Genomic DNA, 20,380 nt, shown 5'->3' with positions numbered 1-20,380 from the left:
CGTTCAGTTTTCAAAGAACTTGTCTGCCGCTCAGAAGCGACTTTATCAATATAACATTTTGTTATATTTTCGTCAACAACTTTTTTTAATAAGTTGTTTTTCATTTGTTTCTTGTGTTGTCTTCCGTGACAACGAATATAAATATACCAGTTTGATTATTAAAATGCAATAGTTTTTCTAATAAAATTTTTAACTTAGTAAAAAACTATAAAAACAGTACATTTCTTCTATATAAATATAGTTTTGTTAATCCATTATCCATTTAATGAGCAATGACCTCATCTTCCTTTCAATAGAAGATTCCCTCCCCCTCGCTAATTATCCCGTCTCCAATAAAGGAATAAAAAAAGCTTTGGAGAAATCTCCAAAGCTTAGTCTTGTTTATGACGCATAGCCGGGAATAACAGTACGTCACGAATAGATGGTGCATTTGTTAATAGCATAACTAGACGATCAATACCAATTCCTAACCCACCTGTAGGAGGCATACCGTACTCAAGAGCTTCAATATAATCATCATCCATCATATGTGCTTCATCATTACCTTGTTCACGCTCTTTTAATTGAGCTTCAAAACGTTCTTTTTGATCAATTGGATCGTTTAACTCAGTGAATGCATTTGCATGCTCACGAGCAACAATAAATAATTCGAAACGATCTGTAAATCGTGGATCTTCATCATTCTTTTTCGCAAGTGGTGAAATCTCTACCGGGTGGCCATAGATAAATGTAGGCTGAATTAATTTATCCTCTACCTTTTGCTCGAAGAATTCATTAATAATATGACCAACTTCCATTGTATCTTTAATTTCTACACCATGTTCTTTTGCAAGTTCACGCGCTTCTTCTACACTCATTGTATTCCAGAAATCCGCTCCAGAATATTGTTTAATTGCATCTACCATATGAAGGCGTGTCCATTCTGGCTCTAGATTGATTTCTTGATCACCATATTGGATTGTTGTTGTACCTAGTACTTGTTTCGCAATATGAGCAACCATATTTTCTGTTAGTTTCATAATATCTTTATAATCGGCATACGCCTCATATAGTTCAATCATCGTAAACTCAGGGTTATGACGTGTTGATACACCCTCATTACGGAATACACGGCCAATTTCATAAACTTTTTCTAATCCGCCCACAATAAGACGTTTTAAATGAAGCTCAATTGCGATACGCATATATAATTCCATATCTAATGCATTATGATGTGTAGTGAAAGGACGAGCAGACGCTCCACCCGCAATTGCATGCATCATAGGTGTTTCTACTTCAAGATAACCATTATCGTCTAAGTATCTTCTCATCTCACGAATGATTTTACTACGAGTAACGAATGTTTCACGACTTTCCATACTTGTAATTAAATCTAAATAACGTTGACGGTAACGTTGTTCAATATCTTTTAATCCGTGATATTTATCCGGTAATGGACGAAGAGATTTCGTTAATAACGTAAAGCCCGTTGCCTTTACTGAAAGTTCTCCAACATTCGTTTTGAAAACTTTACCTTCAATCCCTACTAAGTCACCTAAATCCGCTGTCTTAAACAATTCATACTCTTCATCCCCAACAGCATCTTTACGAACATAGATTTGAACTTGCCCATGTAAATCTTGAACGTGCGCAAATCCCGCTTTTCCTTTACCGCGTTTTGTCATAATACGACCAGCGATAGAAACAGAGATTTCTTTCTCTTCTAATTCTTCTTTAGAGAACTCTCCATATAAGCTTAATAAGTCGTTTGTTGAATTCGTACGTTCAAAGCGTTTACCGAACGGATCGATCCCTTGTTCACGTAAGTTATGTAACTTTTCACGACGAACAAGCAATTGGTCGTTTAATTCTTCGTGGTTCATGTTATCCATGATATTGATATCACTCCAGCTCTATTTAATTTTACAATATATACAGTATAGCATTTTCTACTCAACTAGAAAAACTGCCAGCAACTAACTGGCAGCTCTTCTTTCTTTCACGTAATTATAGGAAGTGTACAAAGGAATGTCAATCTTCCATGTTCCCTTATTAGCCAACGTAAATTGTTTGTTGTTTCGCTTCTACCTCTTCTACAAATGCACCTAATAAATTCGCAAGGTCTTCACGTGTGTTACACGTATTGATACCATTACGCACGCTCGCATTACCACGAACACCTTTTAAATACCAAGCTGCGTGCTTTCTCATCTCTCTTACAGCGATATTTTCGTTCTTTAAATCGATAAGACGATCTAGGTGCAACATACATACATCAATTTTCTCACGCACTGTTGGTTCCGGCATTAATTCGCCTGTCTCTAAATACTTTACCGTACGATAAATCATCCATGGGTCTCCAAGAGCAGCGCGGCCAATCATAACACCGTCTACACCAATTTCATCAAGCATACGCTTTGCATCTTGTGGTGTTTCGACATCACCATTTCCGATAACCGGGATATTTACAGCTTGCTTTACTTGTTTAATAATATCCCAATCTGCTTTCCCTTCATACATTTGCACTCGTGTACGCCCATGAACCGCTACCGCTTGCCCACCAGCACGCTCAACAGCTTTGGCATTCTCTACTGCAAAAATATGATCTTCATCCCAACCAATACGCATTTTAACTGTAACTGGCTTTTCAACAGCGTCTACAACTGCCGCTACCATTTCATATATTTTATTTGGATCTAAAAGCCACTTTGCTCCCGCATCACACTTAGTGATTTTCGGTACTGGGCAACCCATATTAATATCAATAATGTCTGCTGTCGTATATTTATCTACGTATTTCGCAGCATCTACAAGAGTTTCTTTCTCTCCACCAAAAATTTGTAAACTTAATGGTTTTTCTCTCTCATCGATATATAACATATCTAATGTTCTTTTGTTATTAAGTAATATTGCCTTATCACTTACCATTTCAGCACAAACTAAACCTGCACCGAATTCTTTTACTGTCAAACGGAATGCAGAGTTACACACTCCCGCCATCGGTGCTAATACAACCGGATTTTTCATCTCAATATTTGCAATCTTTAACACTCGACTTACTCCTTCCATCATAGTCACTTTGGCATTAGTTCATCTATTGAGACCTTTAATGCTTTAGCAACTTCTACTACAAAATCTTGGGAAGGCGATCGATTCCCTCTCTCAACTTCACCTAAAACAGATACAGATACCCCTAATTCTTTAGCAAAACCTTCTTGCGTATAGCCTTTTAGCTTTCGAAAAGCACGAATGCGTCTTCCCCATTTTTCTGCTTCCATACCGTTACTCCCTCTCGCCTTTTCATTTCTTCTACTTGTGAACGTGAAATGTCTTGTTTTATATCTTGATTAATCTCTAACAACGGAACGATAACAAAAGCTCTTTCAAACATCCGCGGATGCGGAACAATAAGATTCTCTGCTTCAATATTTTCTTGATTATATAGTAAAATGTCAAGGTCGATGGTCCTCGGACCCCACCTAATTTCCCTTTTTCTTCCTAGATCATTCTCTACTTTTTGTGTTATTTTCAATAATTCTTGTGGTGATAAATTGGTAGAAATTTTTATAACTAAATTCAAAAAGCAACTTTGGTCAGTATAGCCAACTGGTTCAGTTTCATATACAGATGAAATATCGTCAACTTGGATATAAGGGTTTTTGTTTAAAAACTGAATCGCTTCAGTTAAATAAGTATAACGCTCTCCAATATTTGAACCTAACGCAATGTACGCTATATTATTCATGAACGTTCTCTCGTAATTTCTACCGCTACAGCACGATAATGCCCCGGTATCGGCGGATCCGGTTTAATAACCTTTATCGTACATCGTGAAATACTCTCATATTGTGCCAATATATCTGTAGCGATATTTTCAGCGATACTCTCCACAAGCTTATACGTTCTATCTTCAACAACTTTCCTACATAATTCGAAAAGCTCTCCATAATTGACAGAATGCTCTAAGTCATCACTTTCTCCCGCACGCTTTAAATCCAATTCCACCGTTAAGTCCACTTTAAATCTCTGACCTAGCTTATTTTCTTCCGGGAATACACCATGATAACCGTAAAACTCCATATCATGGACATAAATTTTATCCAATTACTTTCCCCCCTTACCAATCATCGCATCCATCATCTTAGCCATACGCGCCATTTCTTTTACATCGTGAACACGAACAAACTCACAACCTTTTTCAATACCAAGGCAAACGGTAGCACCCGTTCCTTCAAGTCGTTCCTCCACCGGTAAATCTAATACATGTCCAATAAAGGATTTTCTTGAAGTACCTAATAGAACCGGATAACCTAGTACGTTTAACTGCTCTAAATTGCGCATCGCTTCTAAATTCTGTTCAGGTGTTTTTGCAAAACCGATACCTGGGTCTAAAATAATGTTCTCATCTCGCACACCAGCATCTTTAGCAATTTTAATACTCTCATGCAAATCAGCAATCATATCAGCCATTAAGTTACGATAATTCATATTATCGCGATTATGCATTAAGATAATAGGCACATCATAATAGGCTGCAACTTCAGCAATCTTCGGTTCTGCCTTCGCTCCCCAAATATCATTAATAATATGAGCACCAGCTTCAATCGCTTGTTTCGCAACCTCAGCTTTATACGTATCAATAGAAATAGGCAACTTCACTTCTTTTGAAACTGCCTGAATCATCGGAACAACTCGCTTTATTTCTTCTTCTACTGAAACTTTAGCGAAACCCGGGCGAGTAGATTCGCCACCGATATCAATAATATGAGCACCTTCGTTTTTCATTTCTTTCGCATGGCGCACCGCGGCATCTACTTCGTTGTAACTCCCACCATCAGAAAATGAATCTGGCGTTACATTTAAAATTCCCATAATTAATGTCTTTTCATTTAAATTCAATGTATATTCGCCGCAGCGCAAATCATAATCCCACTTCAAACTACACATCTCCTCTTCGCAATTCATTTCTGCTCCACAATTGCTCTCTCTGCATTTCATAAAGATCCATAAATCTTTTTGTAACCATCCCCACTTTACCCGGGAAATCTTCCCCCTCTATATGACAAAGAGGGACAATCTCTTGAATGGAGTTTGTTACGAATACTTCATCCGCTGAAAGCAATTCATCTTTTGTAAAGAAACCTTCCTTTACTTCTATACCTTGCTCTTCAGCAACCTTTATAATAAACGCACGAGTGATTCCGTTTAAAATCCCTGTTTCTAATGAAGGAGTATACAAAGTATCTCCTTTAACAAAAAAGAGATTCGAAACAATCCCCTCTGCAACATAACCTGTTTCTGTAAGGAAAATACCTTCCTTATTCACAACATTTCCAATTTCTCGTTTCCCTAAAATATTATTTAAATAATGATGGGACTTCAAGCGAAATGCACCCTCTGGTGTATTTCGTACTTGCTTTAAAACAACCCCTTCTTTTTCCACTACATCCCCCGGGGCCGCTAAAGGTTTTATAAAAACAATAACAGATGGCTCTTCATACATTTCTGTTTGCAATCCTATCTCGTCTATACCCGCCGATACATTAAAGCGCACATACGCATGCTTTAATCCATTCTTAACGAGTAGATTCTCCAAAATAAGCATTACGTCATCTTTTGTCATTGTCCATTTAATTTGCAATGTATCCAGCGCATCCATTAAACGTTCATAATGATCATCCAGCAAAAAGGGGTGACCATTATAAATACGAAACGTCTCAAAAACTCCAAGTCCATATAAGTAACCATGGTCATAAGGAGAAATTTTCGCTTCACTCGCTTCTACATACGCACCATTCACGTAAATTAACATGTTGTCACACTTGGACTATATTTACGAATAAAATTCTGTAACAGCTCTTTCCCATGAGAAGTCATAATAGATTCCGGATGGAACTGCACACCTTCAATCGGCAATGTTTTATGACGAAGTGCCATAATTTCTCCTTCTTCCGTCCAAGATGTTATCTCTAAACAATTAGGCAACGTCTCTTTTTTAACGATAAGAGAGTGATAACGTGTCGCGGCAAATGGATTTGGGATATCAGAAAAAATTGTCTGTCCATCATGATACATCAAAGAAGTTTTGCCGTGCATTAAACGTTCTGCCCTGACAACATCTCCTCCAAATACTTGCGCAATTGATTGATGCCCAAGACAAACTCCGAAAATCGGAATTTTACCTGCGAAGTATTTAATAACATCCATGCTAATCCCTGCCTCATTAGGGCTACATGGACCTGGTGAAATCATTAAAAAATCCGGTTTCATATTCTCAATATCTGAAATAGTCACTTCATCATTACGCTTAATAACAAGCTCTTGTCCAAGTTCCCCAAGAAACTGCACTAAATTAAATGTAAAAGAATCATAATTATCAATCATTAATATCATTTCTCTCACCTAACCGTTTCTTCGCTACTTTCTTTTGCACGCCATAAAGCGATTGCTTTTTTTAACGACTCTTTATATTCGTTTTTAGGATTCGAATCAATTACAATTCCCGCTCCCGCTTGTACATGTGCTTGTCCATCTTTGGCAAGCAATGTTCGTATTACAATATTCAATTCCGTATCTCCAGAATATCCAATCCAACCAATTGAACCTGTATAAATCCCTCGGCGAACAGGTTCTAATTCTTCAATAATTTCCATCGTACGTATTTTCGGGGCACCGGTAATTGTCCCACCAGGAAATACAGCCTTCACCAAATCGAAGGCATCTTTATCTTCTTCCACCTCACCACGCACATTAGAAACAATATGCATAACGTGTGAATATCTTTCAATCACCATAAATTCATCTACTTCAACAGTGCCATATTTACAAACCCGACCCAAATCATTTCGTTCCAAATCCACAAGCATCACATGCTCTGCTCTTTCCTTTTCGTTTTCAATTAATTCTTTCGCCAATTCTTCATCCTCTTGCTCGCTTGCGCCTCGAGAGCGCGTACCAGCAATTGGTCTTGTACTCACTTCTTTTCCTTGCTTTTTAATTAGCAATTCAGGCGAAGCACTAACGATTTGAAAATCTCCAAGTTCTAAGTAACCCATATATGGAGATGGATTAATTTCACGAAGACTTGTATAGATTTCTAGCGGATGTGTTTGTAACGTTCTTTCTTGTCTTGTCGATAAGTTTACTTGGAACACGTCACCCGCCCCAATATATTCTTGAATACGTTCAACAGCCTTCATAAAGCCTTCTTCTGTAAAAGCAACTGCTTCATTTTTCTCTTCAGGACATTTAAATGACATAGTCACTTCAGATGCTTCTTTCATCCAAAGATCCTTCCATTCATTTAATCGTTCTTCTGCCTCTTTATGCTCATCTACATAATGCGTAATAATCCATAATACTTTTTCTTTTTGATCATATACAAACACATCATCAAACAATAAAAAGAATATATCAGGTATATTAATGTCATCCTCTGCAAGAGAAGGTAACTTTTCAATATAACGGATACAATCATAACTAAAGTATCCAATTGCACCACCTTGAAAAGGTGGATACTTCGGATTATAATCCGTTTTCCATTTCTCCATATATTCTTGCATTAAATCTAATGGATTCCCATGTTCTATTGTTTCCTTACCACTTTCACTTATATGTAACGTCTCATTCTTCCCTTGAATTACCGCTACTGGATCCAGCCCAACAATGTTATAACGACCACCACGTCCACTTTCTAACAAAATATGTTGCGGCTTATCTTGGGAAAGAAATTTATATTGCTTAAAGAAATCTAACTGATATGGAATAGAAAGCGCTAAAGATTTTCTTCGTTGCATATCAACACCCCGTCTTCTTTTATCCCACCCTCTTAAGCTAACCAGCTCAAACTACATAAAGTTATTTATATAGAGAATGATTACACTCGAGGGCTAGTGAAAATAAATAAATTGTACTACTTCTTATTTTACATGAAGTTTTCTAGTCATTCACTCTTTTCCTATTTCCAACCCAAAAAGAAAAAGCATCCTTTTTCAAGGATGCTTTTTAAATCGCATTCAATTATGATTCAAATTGATAAAGCGGTGTACTTAAATAACGTTCACCATTACTTGGGATAATAACAAGTACCTTTTTTCCTTTACCTAATTTCTTCGCAACTTCTGTCGCTGCATAAATGACTGCTCCTGAAGAGATACCAACTAAAATACCTTCTTCTTTAGCTACTCTTCTCGCATATTCAAACGCTTGCTCTGTTTTCACTTGAATAATTTCATCATATACTTCTACGTCCAATGTCTCCGGAACAAATCCCGCTCCAATTCCTTGAATTTTATGCGGTCCTGGCTTCCCTCCAGATAACACTGGTGAATCCGCAGGTTCTACCGCATAAATTTTAATATCGTTATACGCTTCTTTCAGCACTTCACCGGCACCTGTAATTGTTCCACCTGTACCAATACCCGCGATAAACGCATCTAATTGATCACCCATTTGTTCAACAATTTCTGGACCCGTCGTTAAACGATGGATTTCTGGATTCGCTTGGTTTTGAAATTGTTGCGGTATAAAGTAACCATGTTCTTTCGCTAATTCAGTCGCTTTACGAATCGCTCCGCCCATTCCTTCAGGCCCTGGAGTCAATACTAATTCAGCACCATAAGCACGTAATAAATTACGTCGCTCGATACTCATTGTTTCTGGCATTACTAAAATCGCCTTATATCCTTTAGCAGCCGCTACCATCGCTAAACCAATACCCGTGTTACCACTTGTCGGTTCAATGATTGTATCGCCTTCTTTTAATAATCCTTTCTTTTCAGCATCTTCGATCATAGCTAACGCAATACGATCTTTAACACTGCTCCCCGGATTCATAAATTCTAATTTTAAGTATACATCTGCGCTATCTGATTCTACGATGCGGTTCAACTTAACGATCGGCGTTTTCCCGATTAATTCTGAAACTGATTGTGCCACTCGCATTCCTGTCACTCCTAACACCGAGTATTTTTATTGGTTTTATCTATATTTAGATTTTGTCAGAAAATTTCTTTTTTGTCAATCCATTTGGATGAACGATTCTACCCTTTAACTCCCTTATTACAGGCTCTCAATTAAGTTTGTAATATCTTCTTTAGCGAATTTATATCGTTCATTACAGAAGTGACAATGAACTTCCGTCTCTTCTTCTTCTGCACGAATTTGCTCTAACTCTGCTTTACCTAAACTAATTAGCACACTTTCAATACGCTCGCGTGAACATGTACAATTAAATTGAACATCCATTGTTTCTAGCACTTTCACTTTATCTTCTCCAAGCACTTCATATAGTAGCTCTTCTGGAGAAAGCCCTTGTTCAATCAATGTTGATACAGGAGGAATTTTTTGCAAACGCTCTTCAATAAATGAAATTGTTTCTTCCTGTGCACCTGGCATAATTTGAAGAATGAATCCACCCGCCGCCAATATGCTATCGTCTCCATTTACGAGAACACCGACACCTACAGAAGAAGGTGTCTGCTCAGAAACTGCGAAATAATATGTGAAATCTTCCCCTAGTTCTCCTGAAACAATTGGAGATTGACCGATAAACGGTTCACGCATACCGATATCTTTAATTACCGTTACAAATCCTTCTGTACCTACCGCTTGATATACACGTAATTTCCCTTGTTCTGTTCCTTCAAAATCAACATGCGGATTCGTTACATAACCACGTACATCCCCATTTGCATGAGCATCGACTAAGATCGGACCAATTGGACCGTTACCCTCTACTTTAATCGTTAACTTCTGTTCGCCTTTTAACATGGCACCCATCATTGTACCCGCAGTTAACGAACGGCCAAGTGCCGCTGAAGCTGTTCTCCATGTATCATGACGTTTTTGCGCCTCACTTACTGTGTTTGTTGTACGTACACTATACGCACGTACTTCTCCATCAAACGCTAACGCTTTTACTAAATAATCTTTCATACTTATTTATTCACCCTTCTCATGCTGTAAATTTGCATTACGTTCATATAACATATACAAACCTTTTAACGTTAAAAATGGATCTACAATATCAATTACATTTGATTCTTCTGAAATTAATTTTGCTAACCCACCTGTTGCAATAACTTTCGGTTCTTGTTTAGCTTCTTCTTTCATACGCTTAACAATACCTTCCACTTGTCCAACGTACCCATAAAGAATACCTGATTGCATTGCACTTACTGTATTCTTCCCAATAACACTACTCGGTTTTGTAATTTCAATACGAGGAAGCTTTGCTGCTCTGCTATATAACGCCTCTGCCGAGATCATAATTCCCGGTGTAATAACGCCACCCATATAATGTTTCTCTTCGTTAATATAACAATATGTAGTAGCCGTACCAAAATCAACAATGATAAGAGGACTTCCATACAAATGGATACCTGCAACTGCATTTACAATTCGGTCCGCGCCTACTTCACGTGGATTTTCATATTTAATATTCAAGCCAGTTTTTATCCCAGGCCCCACTACAAGCGGTTTAATTTTAAAATACTTTTCGCACATACGCTCTAAAGCGAACATAATTGGCGGTACGACTGAAGATACGATAATACCTTTCACATCTTCAAAAGAAAGACCTTCATGCTCAAGTAACTGCTTTACAAGCATCCCATACTCATCTTCTGTTTTATGACGATCTGTTTCCATGCGCCAATGCTGGCGAAGTTTCCCCTCTTCAAATACACCTAGCACCGCATTTGTGTTCCCTACATCCAATACAAAAATCATATTCTCACCACTTATCTTATTTAATCTATATTTGTGCAGTATGTATAAAACTTATAAAAACATCATATCACACATACTTATATATTCAGCTTTTCTATCCTCATCATTTTACAAAAAGATCACTCTCTATTTCAATTTTTAATACGAGTTTTATTTAAATTCTTTTGCCACTTAAATTTATTCCACAAACAAAAAAGGAGTGACTATCGTCACTCCTTCATCTCTTACTTATCTTCTGTGTCTTCATCGTCTTTCTTCATATTGATGTTTACTTTCAAATCATCTGAAGATGTTGGACGCTCAGGTAATCTGCCATAATCATATAAATGATTAATTTGCTCTGCATCTAATGTTTCTACTTCAAGTAACGTTTTCGCAATAATATCTAGCTTATCACGCTTTTCAGTAAGAATTTGTTTCGCACGAGCATAACAGTCTTTCATAATAGTTTGCATTTCCACATCGATTTCATGTGCAATTGCATCACTGTAGTTTTGCTCCGAATGGAAGTCTCTTCCTAAGAACACCTGACCACCTTGCGAGCTACCGAATTGCATCGGCCCAAGCTTATCACTCATACCGAATTCTGTAACCATACGTCTTGCAATACCAGTCGCACGTTGGAAGTCATTGTGAGCACCTGTACTCACTTCACCAAATACAATCTCCTCAGCTACTCGACCACCAAGTAAACCAGTGATTTTATCAAGTAACTCTGGTTTTGTCATAAAGTAACGATCTTCTTTCGGAAGCATTACCGCATATCCACCAGCTTGACCACGAGGGACAATTGTTACTTTATGAACGATATCTGCTTCATCCAGGACAACACCAATTACAGTATGGCCAGCCTCATGGAATGCAACGATATTACGTTCTTTTTCAGAGATAACACGACTTTTCTTAGCTGGACCTGCAATAACACGATCCGTTGCTTCATCGATGTCACTCATATCAATTTTCTTCTTATCTTGACGCGCAGCTACTAAAGCAGCTTCGTTTAATAAGTTTTCAAGATCGGCACCAGAGAATCCTGGTGTACGAGTTGCAATCGCTCTTAAGTTGACATTCTCATCAAGCGGTTTATTACGAGCGTGTACTTTAAGTACAGCTTCACGACCATTTACATCTGGACGATCTACTGTAATTTGACGGTCAAAACGACCTGGACGTAATAACGCTGGATCAAGAATATCAGGACGGTTTGTCGCAGCGATGATAATAATACCTTCGTTTGCACCGAATCCATCCATTTCAACAAGCAATTGGTTCAACGTTTGTTCACGCTCATCATGACCACCGCCAAGACCCGCGCCACGTTGACGTCCTACTGCATCAATTTCATCAATGAAAATGATACAAGGAGCATTTTTCTTTGCATTTTCAAATAAATCACGTACACGGGATGCACCGACACCGACGAACATCTCTACGAAGTCAGAACCACTAATAGAGAAGAACGGAACGCCTGCTTCACCTGCAACGGCACGTGCTAATAAAGTTTTACCTGTACCTGGAGGTCCCACTAATAGAACACCCTTCGGAATACGGGCACCAACTTCAGCGAACTTACGAGGGTCTTTCAAGAATTCAACTACCTCAACAAGTTCTTGTTTCTCTTCATCCGCTCCAGCAACATCTCTGAAACGAATTTTTTTCTTTTCATCATTGTATAGCTTCGCCTTACTTTTCCCGAAGTTCATAACACGGCTACCGCCGCCCTGAGCCTGGTTTAATAAGAAGAAGAATAAAATGAAGATAATGACAAACGGAATGATAGAAGTGAAGAACGTTACCCAAGCACTTGTTTCTTCTGCTGGTTGATACTTAACTTCAGCCCCTTGCGCCTTATCATTAATTTTCTTTTGTAATTCCTCAGTATTTGGTGCATAAGTAACAAATTGTTCTCCTTGGCTAGAAGTATTGAATTGTCCTTTTACTTCAAACACACCATTTTTCGGTTGAAGCTGCACATTACGCACTTCACCTTTTTCAAGTTTAGTAATGAATTTATCGTAGCTAACTGATGTCGTTTTTTGCGTCGAACCATTAAAATAGCTCACGATTCCAATTACTACTAAGAATATCAGTAAATAAAAGATGGTATTACGGAAGATACGATTCATTCCTAACCTCCTCTCACGGCATAAACACTATAGTAAATCGTAACATAGAAAAACTTTCCTATACAATTGTAACGCCTGTATTTAATTAATTTGAGTAAACACTTGGTTTTAATACTCCTACATAAGGAAGATTACGGTATTGCTCTTTATAATCTAATCCATATCCTACAACAAATTCATGAGGAACAGTAAATCCAACATAATCTGCTTTCAGATCAACCTTACGGCCTGTTGGCTTATCTAATAACGTAACAATTTTTACAGATTTCGCTTTACGATATTTAAATAGGTCCACTAAATAGCTTAGCGTAAGACCGCTATCAATAATATCTTCAACGATTAAAATATCGCGACCTTCTACAGAAGTATCAAGATCTTTTAAGATTTTGACTTCGCCTGTCGAAACTGTAGAGTGGCCATAGCTAGATACAGCCATAAAATCCATTTCAAGATATGTATCTGTTCTCTTTAATAAATCTGCCATAAATGGCATTGCGCCCTTTAGTACACCAATTGCAAGAGGTACTGTATTTTTGTAATCCTCTGCAATAATCGCACCTAGTTCGTGCACCTTTTCCTGTATTTGTTCTTCAGAAATTAATACTTTTTCGATATCTTGATTCATCATTTCATTATCCTCCCGGAAGACTCCTTGCTTTTGTAGTGAATAATCATATATTTATCCCTCTTTGCTATCTCTTTCGAAGTAGCAAATGCAGATCGTTTCAACAAGGGTACCCAAATAATATTTCCACTTGCGTCACAAACGATCGGCCATTCTTCTCTTTTTTCTTTTGGTACTTTCGCCTCGATAAAAATAGCTTTTATCTTTTTTGTACCATCCATACCTTGTATTGACATGCGATCTCCATTTTCCCTAGAACGGATACGAAGTGGATACGATATATCATTATACTTAGCAACAAATACTGTTTCATTCATGTTACTTGGTATATCTTCGCTCACCTCTGTTACAAGTTTATCTCCATTCGACAATATAATTGTCCCAGGCACTGATAAATCTTGCGAAAAAGGAGAAACAATTTCTTGTTTAAATCCAAAGCTACATTCTTCGTATGTGCGAACAATTTTCAAACCACCCGGAAAATCAAGTGAACCTGAAGGTTGTGTCCGCTTAAAAAATTCAATCACCTTGTCAATATGTATAGAAGAAAGCGAAGATGGAATCTTATATTCATAAAGATAGTTTAATATTAGTTGAATCCCTCTCCTTTGTAAAGGCATAGACATGGATTCAAAGGCAGGAATTGATAAGCTAATTTGTTTATCGCTTTTTTTTGTAATTACTTTATTCATCTTCTCAAAAGCTAATTCCTGCAAATATGCCTCATCCTCTTGCATCTGCACGCTAAATTTTTGAAATTTCTCATGCATTTGTGGATTTTCCTCTTTCAAATAAGGAAGGACATATTTACGTAATCGATTCCTTGTATATACTTCCTTTTTATTACTCGGATCTATACGTGGGATTACTTTTAGCTTATTACAGTAATCAACAATTTCTTCCTTAGTTACTCCAAGTAACGGCCTAATTAAATATCCATTATGAAAAGGACGCTTCACTGCAATTCCTGCGTACCCTTTCGGAGTACTTCCTCGTACAAGGCGCATTAAAATCGTCTCTACTTGATCATCTCCATGATGGCCAAGAGCTACATATCTCGCATCATATTTCTTCATTATTCTTTCCAAAAATGCATATCTGCATTCTCTAGCAGCAACTTGTGCATTCATTCCATATTGCTGTTGATATTGCGACACATTAACCCTTATCGTTTCGCAAATAATTCCTAACTCTTTGCAAAGATTACGTACAAACTGTAGGTCCTCATGAGATTCATCACCTCTAAACATGTGATCCACATGGGCTACTACAATTTCGAGCTGCTTTTCTGCTCTTTTTTCCAACAAATAATATAGAAGAGCCAAAGAGTCAGGGCCACCAGAAACCCCTACAACAATTGTTGAATGTTCCTTTAATACATCATGCCGCTTTACAAAGTCATCTACTTTTTCAACAAATGTATCTTTCAACTTCGCAATCACCTTTCATTAAACAAGAACAGCAACATTAGTTACCTTGTATATAATGGTACAACTTTTACAAACATTGTGCAAAAAAAAGATGTACAAAATTCACATTTTTATCTTACATCCCCTCTGTATATTCACAAAAGTAATAACATTACCTTTTTTAATCAAAAAGACCTAGGCATTTACCTAGGTCTTTTCAGTAATAATTTAATTTATTGCGCCTGCATTCCTACTATTGGAATCGTGGCCCACTTCGGCATATTTTTCTTTACCTTTGCCACCACAATAGTCATATCATCATTTATATAACCATCGCCAGACCTAATTACTTCTTCCATGATGATATCAGCAATTTCTTGTGGATCTTCTGTTTGTAGTTCTTTAATTTTACGTTTTATCCATAATTCGTGATTCTCCACATGTTGCGCTCCCTCAAAAATACCATCGCTCATCATGATAAGAATATCTCCCGTTTTTAATTGCTCACCAACCACATCAACTTCAACATCTTCAATGATTCCAATCGGTAAATTACTTGCTTCAATTTTCAAAATATTATTTCCGCGTTTAACAAAACTCGGCGTCGATCCAACCTTTAAAAACTTCGCACTCGCATCCCGTAAATCTACCATAGCTAAGTCAAGTGTTGTATACATCTCCTCTGTCGTTCTTAAAGAAAGAATTGAATTGATGGACTTAATCGCTATTTCCTCATCAATACCTGATTGAAGTATCTTTTGTAATAATTTTACCGTTTCCTTACTCTCCATATGAGCCCTTTGCCCATTTCCCATACCATCACTAATCGCAAGTGCATATTTACCAACACTTAAATCCATCATCGCATAGGAATCACCTGAAACAAATCCACCACCTTTTGCAGCTGTGGCCAATCCAGTATCAAGAGAATACGTCTTCGCTGAACCAAATGATATTAAACTATGACCATTTGGATAAGAGGATTTCTCTTCATGCTTAACGACAATATTTTCTTTTAAAATATCTGAAAGCATCGGCGCAACCAACTTCTCACATTCTCCATGCTCATTAGATGCAGCTGGAATCAACATTTCAATATCAATACTTCCTCTATCTAAACAATAAATATCAACATGCTCCACTTCGACGCCGAAATCGCGAAATGCTTGCAAAATCTGTTCTTCTTGCACTTGGTGGTTTTCTCGTTCTCGTTGTATCTCCTTAGCGAAATCTTCCATTACTTTTGATACACCTAGTAATTGCTCCGCTACAATTCTACGATTTTCTTTCATTTGTTTGCGTAATTTCTGTCCCTCATAGAAGTGATCTAATTCACCCGCTACTAAATCTGTCACTTTCTTCCCTCTCACACAATGCTTGTCCCATTCGCGAACTAACTTCCGATTATGTTGCAACGTTCCTTCTTCCGTTTCGCTCATTATTTGTTTCATATAATCGTACGTTTTATCGAAATTAACTACCCAGCATTGATCTTTTTTAAAGCATGTTTGGCATGTTTTCGCAGTAATTGTACTTAAAAATAAATCCGCTTCTGTTTCTTTATCTTCCTCTTCCACATATCCATATACAGAAAAGCTATTAGACAAAGCAGCAAATACATTAGCAAATTGATTGATTTTGTTCGCCGTAACATCGCGCATCCTTCTTAAATATTGTTGTTGATCTTGTGAATGCTCCTGTGTACCCGGCATAAATTTAGCAATACGATCCATAACAAGTTTCGGTGTTAATAAGAAGAAAACAATCGCCACACCAGATTCAATTAAAGTTGTTACAATACTTGTTTGCCTGTCTACATATAACGTAATTAAACTTGTACCAATTAATAAACCTAAACTAACTCCTATACGTTTCCCTTCTTTTAACAATCCACCAAGCAATCCTGAAAAGGCAAGGAGACTAAGTTGAGACAAGCTAGACACATTCGCTAAACTTAATATTAATCCAGTAACGACTCCCACTGTGGATCCTGTAGCCGCACCGGCAATAAAGGCAAATACTAATACTAAATATCTAGTGAAAATATGTTGAATAGAAGCATCATAAACAAACCAATCTGTTGTACCCGTTAAAACAGATGCTAGTAATATAATTAAACAAACAATTTCTTCTGTTGCTAACGCTTGTTGTTTCCCTTTCCTTTCCACTAAAAGCGGAACACTTTGTAAAAATATCATCGTTAATACGAAGCTAAGCCCTGCTTCGATCGTACTAACGAGCAAATCATACATGGTGACAGTTTGCTGTGCAAAATATACAACAACTAAATGTGCGGTTAATGCGGAGATAAATACTTGGAATGGCACAAGTCCAACAGTTTTACGTGTAAACCGACTAAAGAAGATATTATAAATAAAGAACGTAAAAATAGATGCAAAAGTAAAAAATAAATTGTCTATCGAAACTGAAAGTGCCCCACCCATGAGAGCTAAGAACGCGAGCGGCATTTTATCTCGCTTCATAACATAGACAGCAGCAAAAAACGGCAATGCAAACGGTAAAATGTTTGTTAATATATATGCTCGTCCCAAAAGAAAACCAATAACAACAATAATGAATCCCCATCTAAAGAAAACTTGTTCAAACTTCATTCGCAACTTACTCGTCCACTTTATTGTCCCAAGCTGACTTTCATTCATCGCCAATGCACTTGTATTCATAGTATTCCTTCCTGCTTTAGGCATATTTTTAACACCACCTGCATAGTTTAATTACTGTCATTATAAAAGATGATTATTGGGATTTTTGTCAAAACAACAGTTCTCACTTTTATAATCGTTCGACTTTTTATTCGAAATAACTCTACATATATACATGGTATTTAATTTATTTAAAGATAATTAAAAGAATCTTCAGAAAATATAGGGCGATTTTGTAGAAGTATTGTATGTCTGAATTTATTTAACAAAAAAAGACCATGCAAATTTACATGATCTTTTTAGATGACCCGTACGGGATTCGAACCCGTGTTACCGCCGTGAAAGGGCGGTGTCTTAACCACTTGACCAACGGGCCGTTAAATTAAATATAGCGGCGGAGGGGATCGAACCCCCGACCTCACAGGTATGAACCGTACGCTCTAGCCAGCTGAGCTACACCGCCATGTCGTCTTATTTAACGGACAATTAGTATCTTACATCAGATATACTTTAAAGTCAACACATCTCAAAAACTTTTTTAAAATATATTCTTCCATATAAAAAAGCACCCCGAGTAATCACTCTGGGTACCTCTCTATATGTTCAGAATTAAACGGACTTATTATCCGCGACGTGCGCCACGGCCACCACGTTTAGATTCTGTGTTACGCTTTAAAGAAGTTAAACGATCTTCACTATCTTTTAAAAAGCGTGCCATCTTTTGCTCAAATGTTTCTTTTGGAGCTCGGTCGTTACCGCCACCGCGGTTATCTCTGTTGAAAGAACGATTATTACGTTGTGGACGTCCAGAACGTTGTTGATCACCACCACGTTGGTATTCACCACGTGGACGATCTCCTTCTGTTTTTTCACGTTCTTTCGCTTTTTTAATAGATAGACCAATTTTTCCATCTTTTTCAACATTAATAACTTTTACTTCTACTTGGTCGCCCACTTTTAAGTGATCGTTGATATCTTTCACATAATTATCAGCAACCTCACTAATATGAACAAGACCCGTTAAGCCTTCTGGCAGCTCCACAAAAGCCCCAAAATTTGTAATACCTGTTACTTTACCCTGTAACTTGCTGCCTACCTCGATTGACATAAAAAAAATGCTCCTCCTTAGTGGTTAAAAAGTCAAATTTTACTTTATTATATATAATCCTAAAATATAGTGTCAATAAGACATACTCTACTTAGAAACAGGAAAAATTATCTCCCCTTTTCCGGAGAAGAAATAATCCCTTCTAGCAATCTTTAAAACGTACTCTTCATCATTCAACTTTTGAACTTCATCTTTTAGATTCTTTTCTTTTTTCGTTAATGAATCCAGTTCTTTTTTCATGTCCTTAACTTTTGCTTCTTTTGCTTTAATGGAACTGTTTTGTTGATAAAACGTCACACTAATACTAGCAATAATTGTAAAAGCAAAGACAAGAAAAACCGCTAAACGGCGATAAAGTCGCTTCCCGTTCTCATCCGTTTGTATTATATGCTCTTTAACAGGATTTGGACTCTGTTTTTCGATTGTTCTTTGTCTCAGTTCCCTCATTTCCGAGGTCCCCCTAACTTCTTTTTTATACGCTCCCATAATTGGAAGATATGTCCCTTCAATTTTGCTACATATTGCAGGAACCCTACATGCTTCATTATAAAAAGTTTAACACGATTAGGGAGAAGTTTCCATATGAGCGAAGCAATAAATCGAACAGGCCAGACAAAAACTTTCCATATGAAAAGTAATATCCAAATCACCATTTTCCATAACACATGTCCAATTGAAAGCAGTATACGAAATAAGAATAATATAAATGCAATAAATAGCTGCGCTATAATAATAACAGGTTTTATCATGAGTAGCTGTATAATTCGAACAAAAAATTGTGTTGTTTGTACAAAAATATAGATGAGAAAATTTAACATCTTCATGTATAATGCTTTCAATAAGCTTTGATATGCTGCAAAACCACACAATAATGCCAAAAATACATATATACGTAGTTCAGCTTCATTCACAAGCAGTAATACATAAAAAACGAATAATGCTTGGACAATCCAAAATAGTATATCGTGTATAAATACAAGCCAACGCTTACGCTCTTGGCGTTTTAAAAACCGTTGATATGTATCTAAAGATGCACCAATCCAAGCACCCATTCCAATCATTGAAAGCATTGTATACAGCTGGACTGTTAGGCTCATTTAAACAACTTACTAAAGAAGCCTTTAGTTTTCTCCCCTTGGTTCTCATCAATATACAGCATCTCATGAACTTTCCCTTTAATCGATACAACACCCTTTTCTACATCTAAATTCTTCATTTGCAAATTTTGACCACGAATTGTTAAAAAGCCCATTACAGTCTCGAGTAAAAATTCTTCGCTATCAAAACTCTCCACTTGCTTTACACCAGTAATATCGATTACACGCCTGCCACGCATGATAATATCATGCTCTACAGAAACATTTTGTTGATTAGAAGACATAGGTGAGTAACCATTATTCACGAAAATCCCCCCATAGCTTTATACTAGCTAATAGTAATGTATGAAGGGGTAATCGACTTTAGAACAAGCCTTCTTCCGCTTTTACTTTTTCTTCGCGAACCATACTATACATATTTGCCGCATCTTCTTTTTTAGTTGTTTCTTTCAATTCGTTTACTTTCACAGTTACTATTTTTTGACCGAAACGAATTGTTAATTCATCATCCACTTTTACATCTGAACTCGCTTTTGCCACTTGGCCATTGATCGATATTCTTCCTTGATCAGATACTTCTTTTGCTAATGTTCTTCTTTTAATTAAACGTGATACTTTCAAAAACTTATCTAGACGCATATCAAA

21 protein-coding genes and 2 tRNA genes are annotated in these 20,380 nt (G+C 37.0%); all 23 read right to left on the bottom strand.

What is annotated here, in order from left to right; genetic code table 11:
• Positions 1-371: 371 nt before the first annotated feature.
• The 23 genes from lysS to VK90_RS21795 all read right to left on the bottom strand — a co-directional run bounded on the left by lysS (position 372) and on the right by VK90_RS21795 (position 20,374).
• On the bottom strand, positions 372-1,871 hold the full coding sequence (lysS, locus tag VK90_RS21905; protein WP_002174578.1) for a lysine--tRNA ligase: 1,500 nt from the start codon (positions 1,869-1,871) through the stop codon (positions 372-374).
• A gap of 160 nt (positions 1,872-2,031) precedes the next feature.
• Complete coding sequence (gene dusB / locus VK90_RS21900) at positions 2,032-3,030, bottom strand: tRNA dihydrouridine synthase DusB (RefSeq protein ID WP_002174577.1); 999 nt, start codon at positions 3,028-3,030, stop codon at positions 2,032-2,034.
• Positions 3,031-3,053: 23 nt separating this feature from the next.
• Positions 3,054-3,257: a helix-turn-helix domain-containing protein gene (locus VK90_RS21895; RefSeq protein ID WP_000387027.1), complete on the bottom strand. Its 204-nt coding sequence runs from the start codon at positions 3,255-3,257 to the stop codon at positions 3,054-3,056.
• Positions 3,209-3,724 (bottom strand): 2-amino-4-hydroxy-6-hydroxymethyldihydropteridine diphosphokinase, encoded by a 516-nt coding sequence (folK, locus tag VK90_RS21890; protein ID WP_048375186.1) that lies wholly within the window; start codon positions 3,722-3,724, stop codon positions 3,209-3,211. The genes VK90_RS21895 and folK overlap by 49 nt, the downstream gene beginning before the upstream one ends.
• Positions 3,721-4,083: a dihydroneopterin aldolase gene (gene folB, locus VK90_RS21885; RefSeq protein WP_002174575.1), complete on the bottom strand. Its 363-nt coding sequence runs from the start codon at positions 4,081-4,083 to the stop codon at positions 3,721-3,723. Before folB ends, folK begins: the two co-directional genes overlap by 4 nt.
• Complete coding sequence (folP, locus tag VK90_RS21880) at positions 4,084-4,944, bottom strand: dihydropteroate synthase (RefSeq protein ID WP_048375184.1); 861 nt, start codon at positions 4,942-4,944, stop codon at positions 4,084-4,086. It lies immediately after the preceding gene.
• Positions 4,919-5,791 carry an aminodeoxychorismate lyase gene (gene pabC / locus VK90_RS21875; RefSeq protein WP_048375182.1) on the bottom strand — a complete coding sequence of 291 codons (873 nt, stop codon included), beginning with the start codon at positions 5,789-5,791 and terminating at the stop codon, positions 4,919-4,921. Before pabC ends, folP begins: the two co-directional genes overlap by 26 nt.
• On the bottom strand, positions 5,785-6,372 hold the full coding sequence (pabA, locus tag VK90_RS21870) for an aminodeoxychorismate/anthranilate synthase component II (RefSeq protein ID WP_048375181.1): 588 nt from the start codon (positions 6,370-6,372) through the stop codon (positions 5,785-5,787). Before pabA ends, pabC begins: the two co-directional genes overlap by 7 nt.
• A gap of 5 nt (positions 6,373-6,377) precedes the next feature.
• On the bottom strand, positions 6,378-7,775 hold the full coding sequence (gene trpE / locus VK90_RS21865) for an anthranilate synthase component I (RefSeq protein ID WP_048375179.1): 1,398 nt from the start codon (positions 7,773-7,775) through the stop codon (positions 6,378-6,380).
• Between the two features lie 223 nt (positions 7,776-7,998).
• Positions 7,999-8,922, bottom strand: coding sequence for a cysteine synthase A (gene cysK, locus VK90_RS21860; RefSeq protein WP_002174570.1), 924 nt, complete (start codon positions 8,920-8,922; stop codon positions 7,999-8,001).
• 117 nt (positions 8,923-9,039) lie between these two features.
• Positions 9,040-9,915: a redox-regulated molecular chaperone HslO gene (hslO, locus tag VK90_RS21855; RefSeq protein WP_002174569.1), complete on the bottom strand. Its 876-nt coding sequence runs from the start codon at positions 9,913-9,915 to the stop codon at positions 9,040-9,042.
• Between the two features lie 6 nt (positions 9,916-9,921).
• Entirely contained in the window at positions 9,922-10,710 is a 789-nt protein-coding gene (locus tag VK90_RS21850) for a type III pantothenate kinase (RefSeq protein ID WP_002144522.1), read from the bottom strand.
• A 224-nt stretch (positions 10,711-10,934) separates the two neighbouring features.
• The gene (ftsH, locus tag VK90_RS21845; protein ID WP_048375175.1) at positions 10,935-12,836 is read right to left on the bottom strand and encodes an ATP-dependent zinc metalloprotease FtsH; all 1,902 of its coding nucleotides are present in this window, start codon (positions 12,834-12,836) and stop codon (positions 10,935-10,937) included.
• Between the two features lie 85 nt (positions 12,837-12,921).
• Positions 12,922-13,464, bottom strand: coding sequence for a hypoxanthine phosphoribosyltransferase (hpt, locus tag VK90_RS21840; protein ID WP_000981837.1), 543 nt, complete (start codon positions 13,462-13,464; stop codon positions 12,922-12,924).
• Positions 13,461-14,891, bottom strand: a complete 1,431-nt coding sequence (gene tilS / locus VK90_RS21835) for a tRNA lysidine(34) synthetase TilS (RefSeq protein ID WP_048375173.1) — start codon at positions 14,889-14,891, stop codon at positions 13,461-13,463. Before tilS ends, hpt begins: the two co-directional genes overlap by 4 nt.
• A gap of 212 nt (positions 14,892-15,103) precedes the next feature.
• Positions 15,104-17,575, bottom strand: a complete 2,472-nt coding sequence (spoIIE, locus tag VK90_RS21830) for a stage II sporulation protein E (RefSeq protein WP_048375171.1) — start codon at positions 17,573-17,575, stop codon at positions 15,104-15,106.
• A 259-nt stretch (positions 17,576-17,834) separates the two neighbouring features.
• A tRNA-Glu gene (locus VK90_RS21825) sits at positions 17,835-17,906 on the bottom strand.
• A gap of 13 nt (positions 17,907-17,919) precedes the next feature.
• Positions 17,920-17,993: transfer RNA gene (locus VK90_RS21820), tRNA-Met, on the bottom strand.
• A gap of 159 nt (positions 17,994-18,152) precedes the next feature.
• A complete protein-coding gene (locus VK90_RS21815) occupies positions 18,153-18,638 on the bottom strand; it encodes a S1 domain-containing RNA-binding protein (RefSeq protein ID WP_000021451.1) in 486 nt (161 codons plus the stop codon).
• Positions 18,639-18,725: 87 nt separating this feature from the next.
• On the bottom strand, positions 18,726-19,085 hold the full coding sequence (gene divIC / locus VK90_RS21810; protein WP_002174564.1) for a cell division protein DivIC: 360 nt from the start codon (positions 19,083-19,085) through the stop codon (positions 18,726-18,728).
• Positions 19,082-19,735: a spore cortex biosynthesis protein YabQ gene (gene yabQ / locus VK90_RS21805; protein WP_048375170.1), complete on the bottom strand. Its 654-nt coding sequence runs from the start codon at positions 19,733-19,735 to the stop codon at positions 19,082-19,084. Before yabQ ends, divIC begins: the two co-directional genes overlap by 4 nt.
• Positions 19,732-20,040: a sporulation protein YabP gene (gene yabP, locus VK90_RS21800; protein WP_001059101.1), complete on the bottom strand. Its 309-nt coding sequence runs from the start codon at positions 20,038-20,040 to the stop codon at positions 19,732-19,734. Before yabP ends, yabQ begins: the two co-directional genes overlap by 4 nt.
• 58 nt (positions 20,041-20,098) lie before the next feature.
• A complete protein-coding gene (locus VK90_RS21795; protein WP_002174562.1) occupies positions 20,099-20,374 on the bottom strand; it encodes an RNA-binding S4 domain-containing protein in 276 nt (91 codons plus the stop codon).
• Between the last annotated feature and the right edge of the window lie 6 nt (positions 20,375-20,380).

Origin of the sequence: Bacillus sp. LK2 (genome assembly GCF_001043575.1) — a bacterium.
Classification (GTDB): Bacteria; Bacillota; Bacilli; order Bacillales; family Bacillaceae_G; genus Bacillus_A; species Bacillus_A paramycoides.
This window is presented reverse-complemented; position numbering and strand designations above follow the sequence as displayed.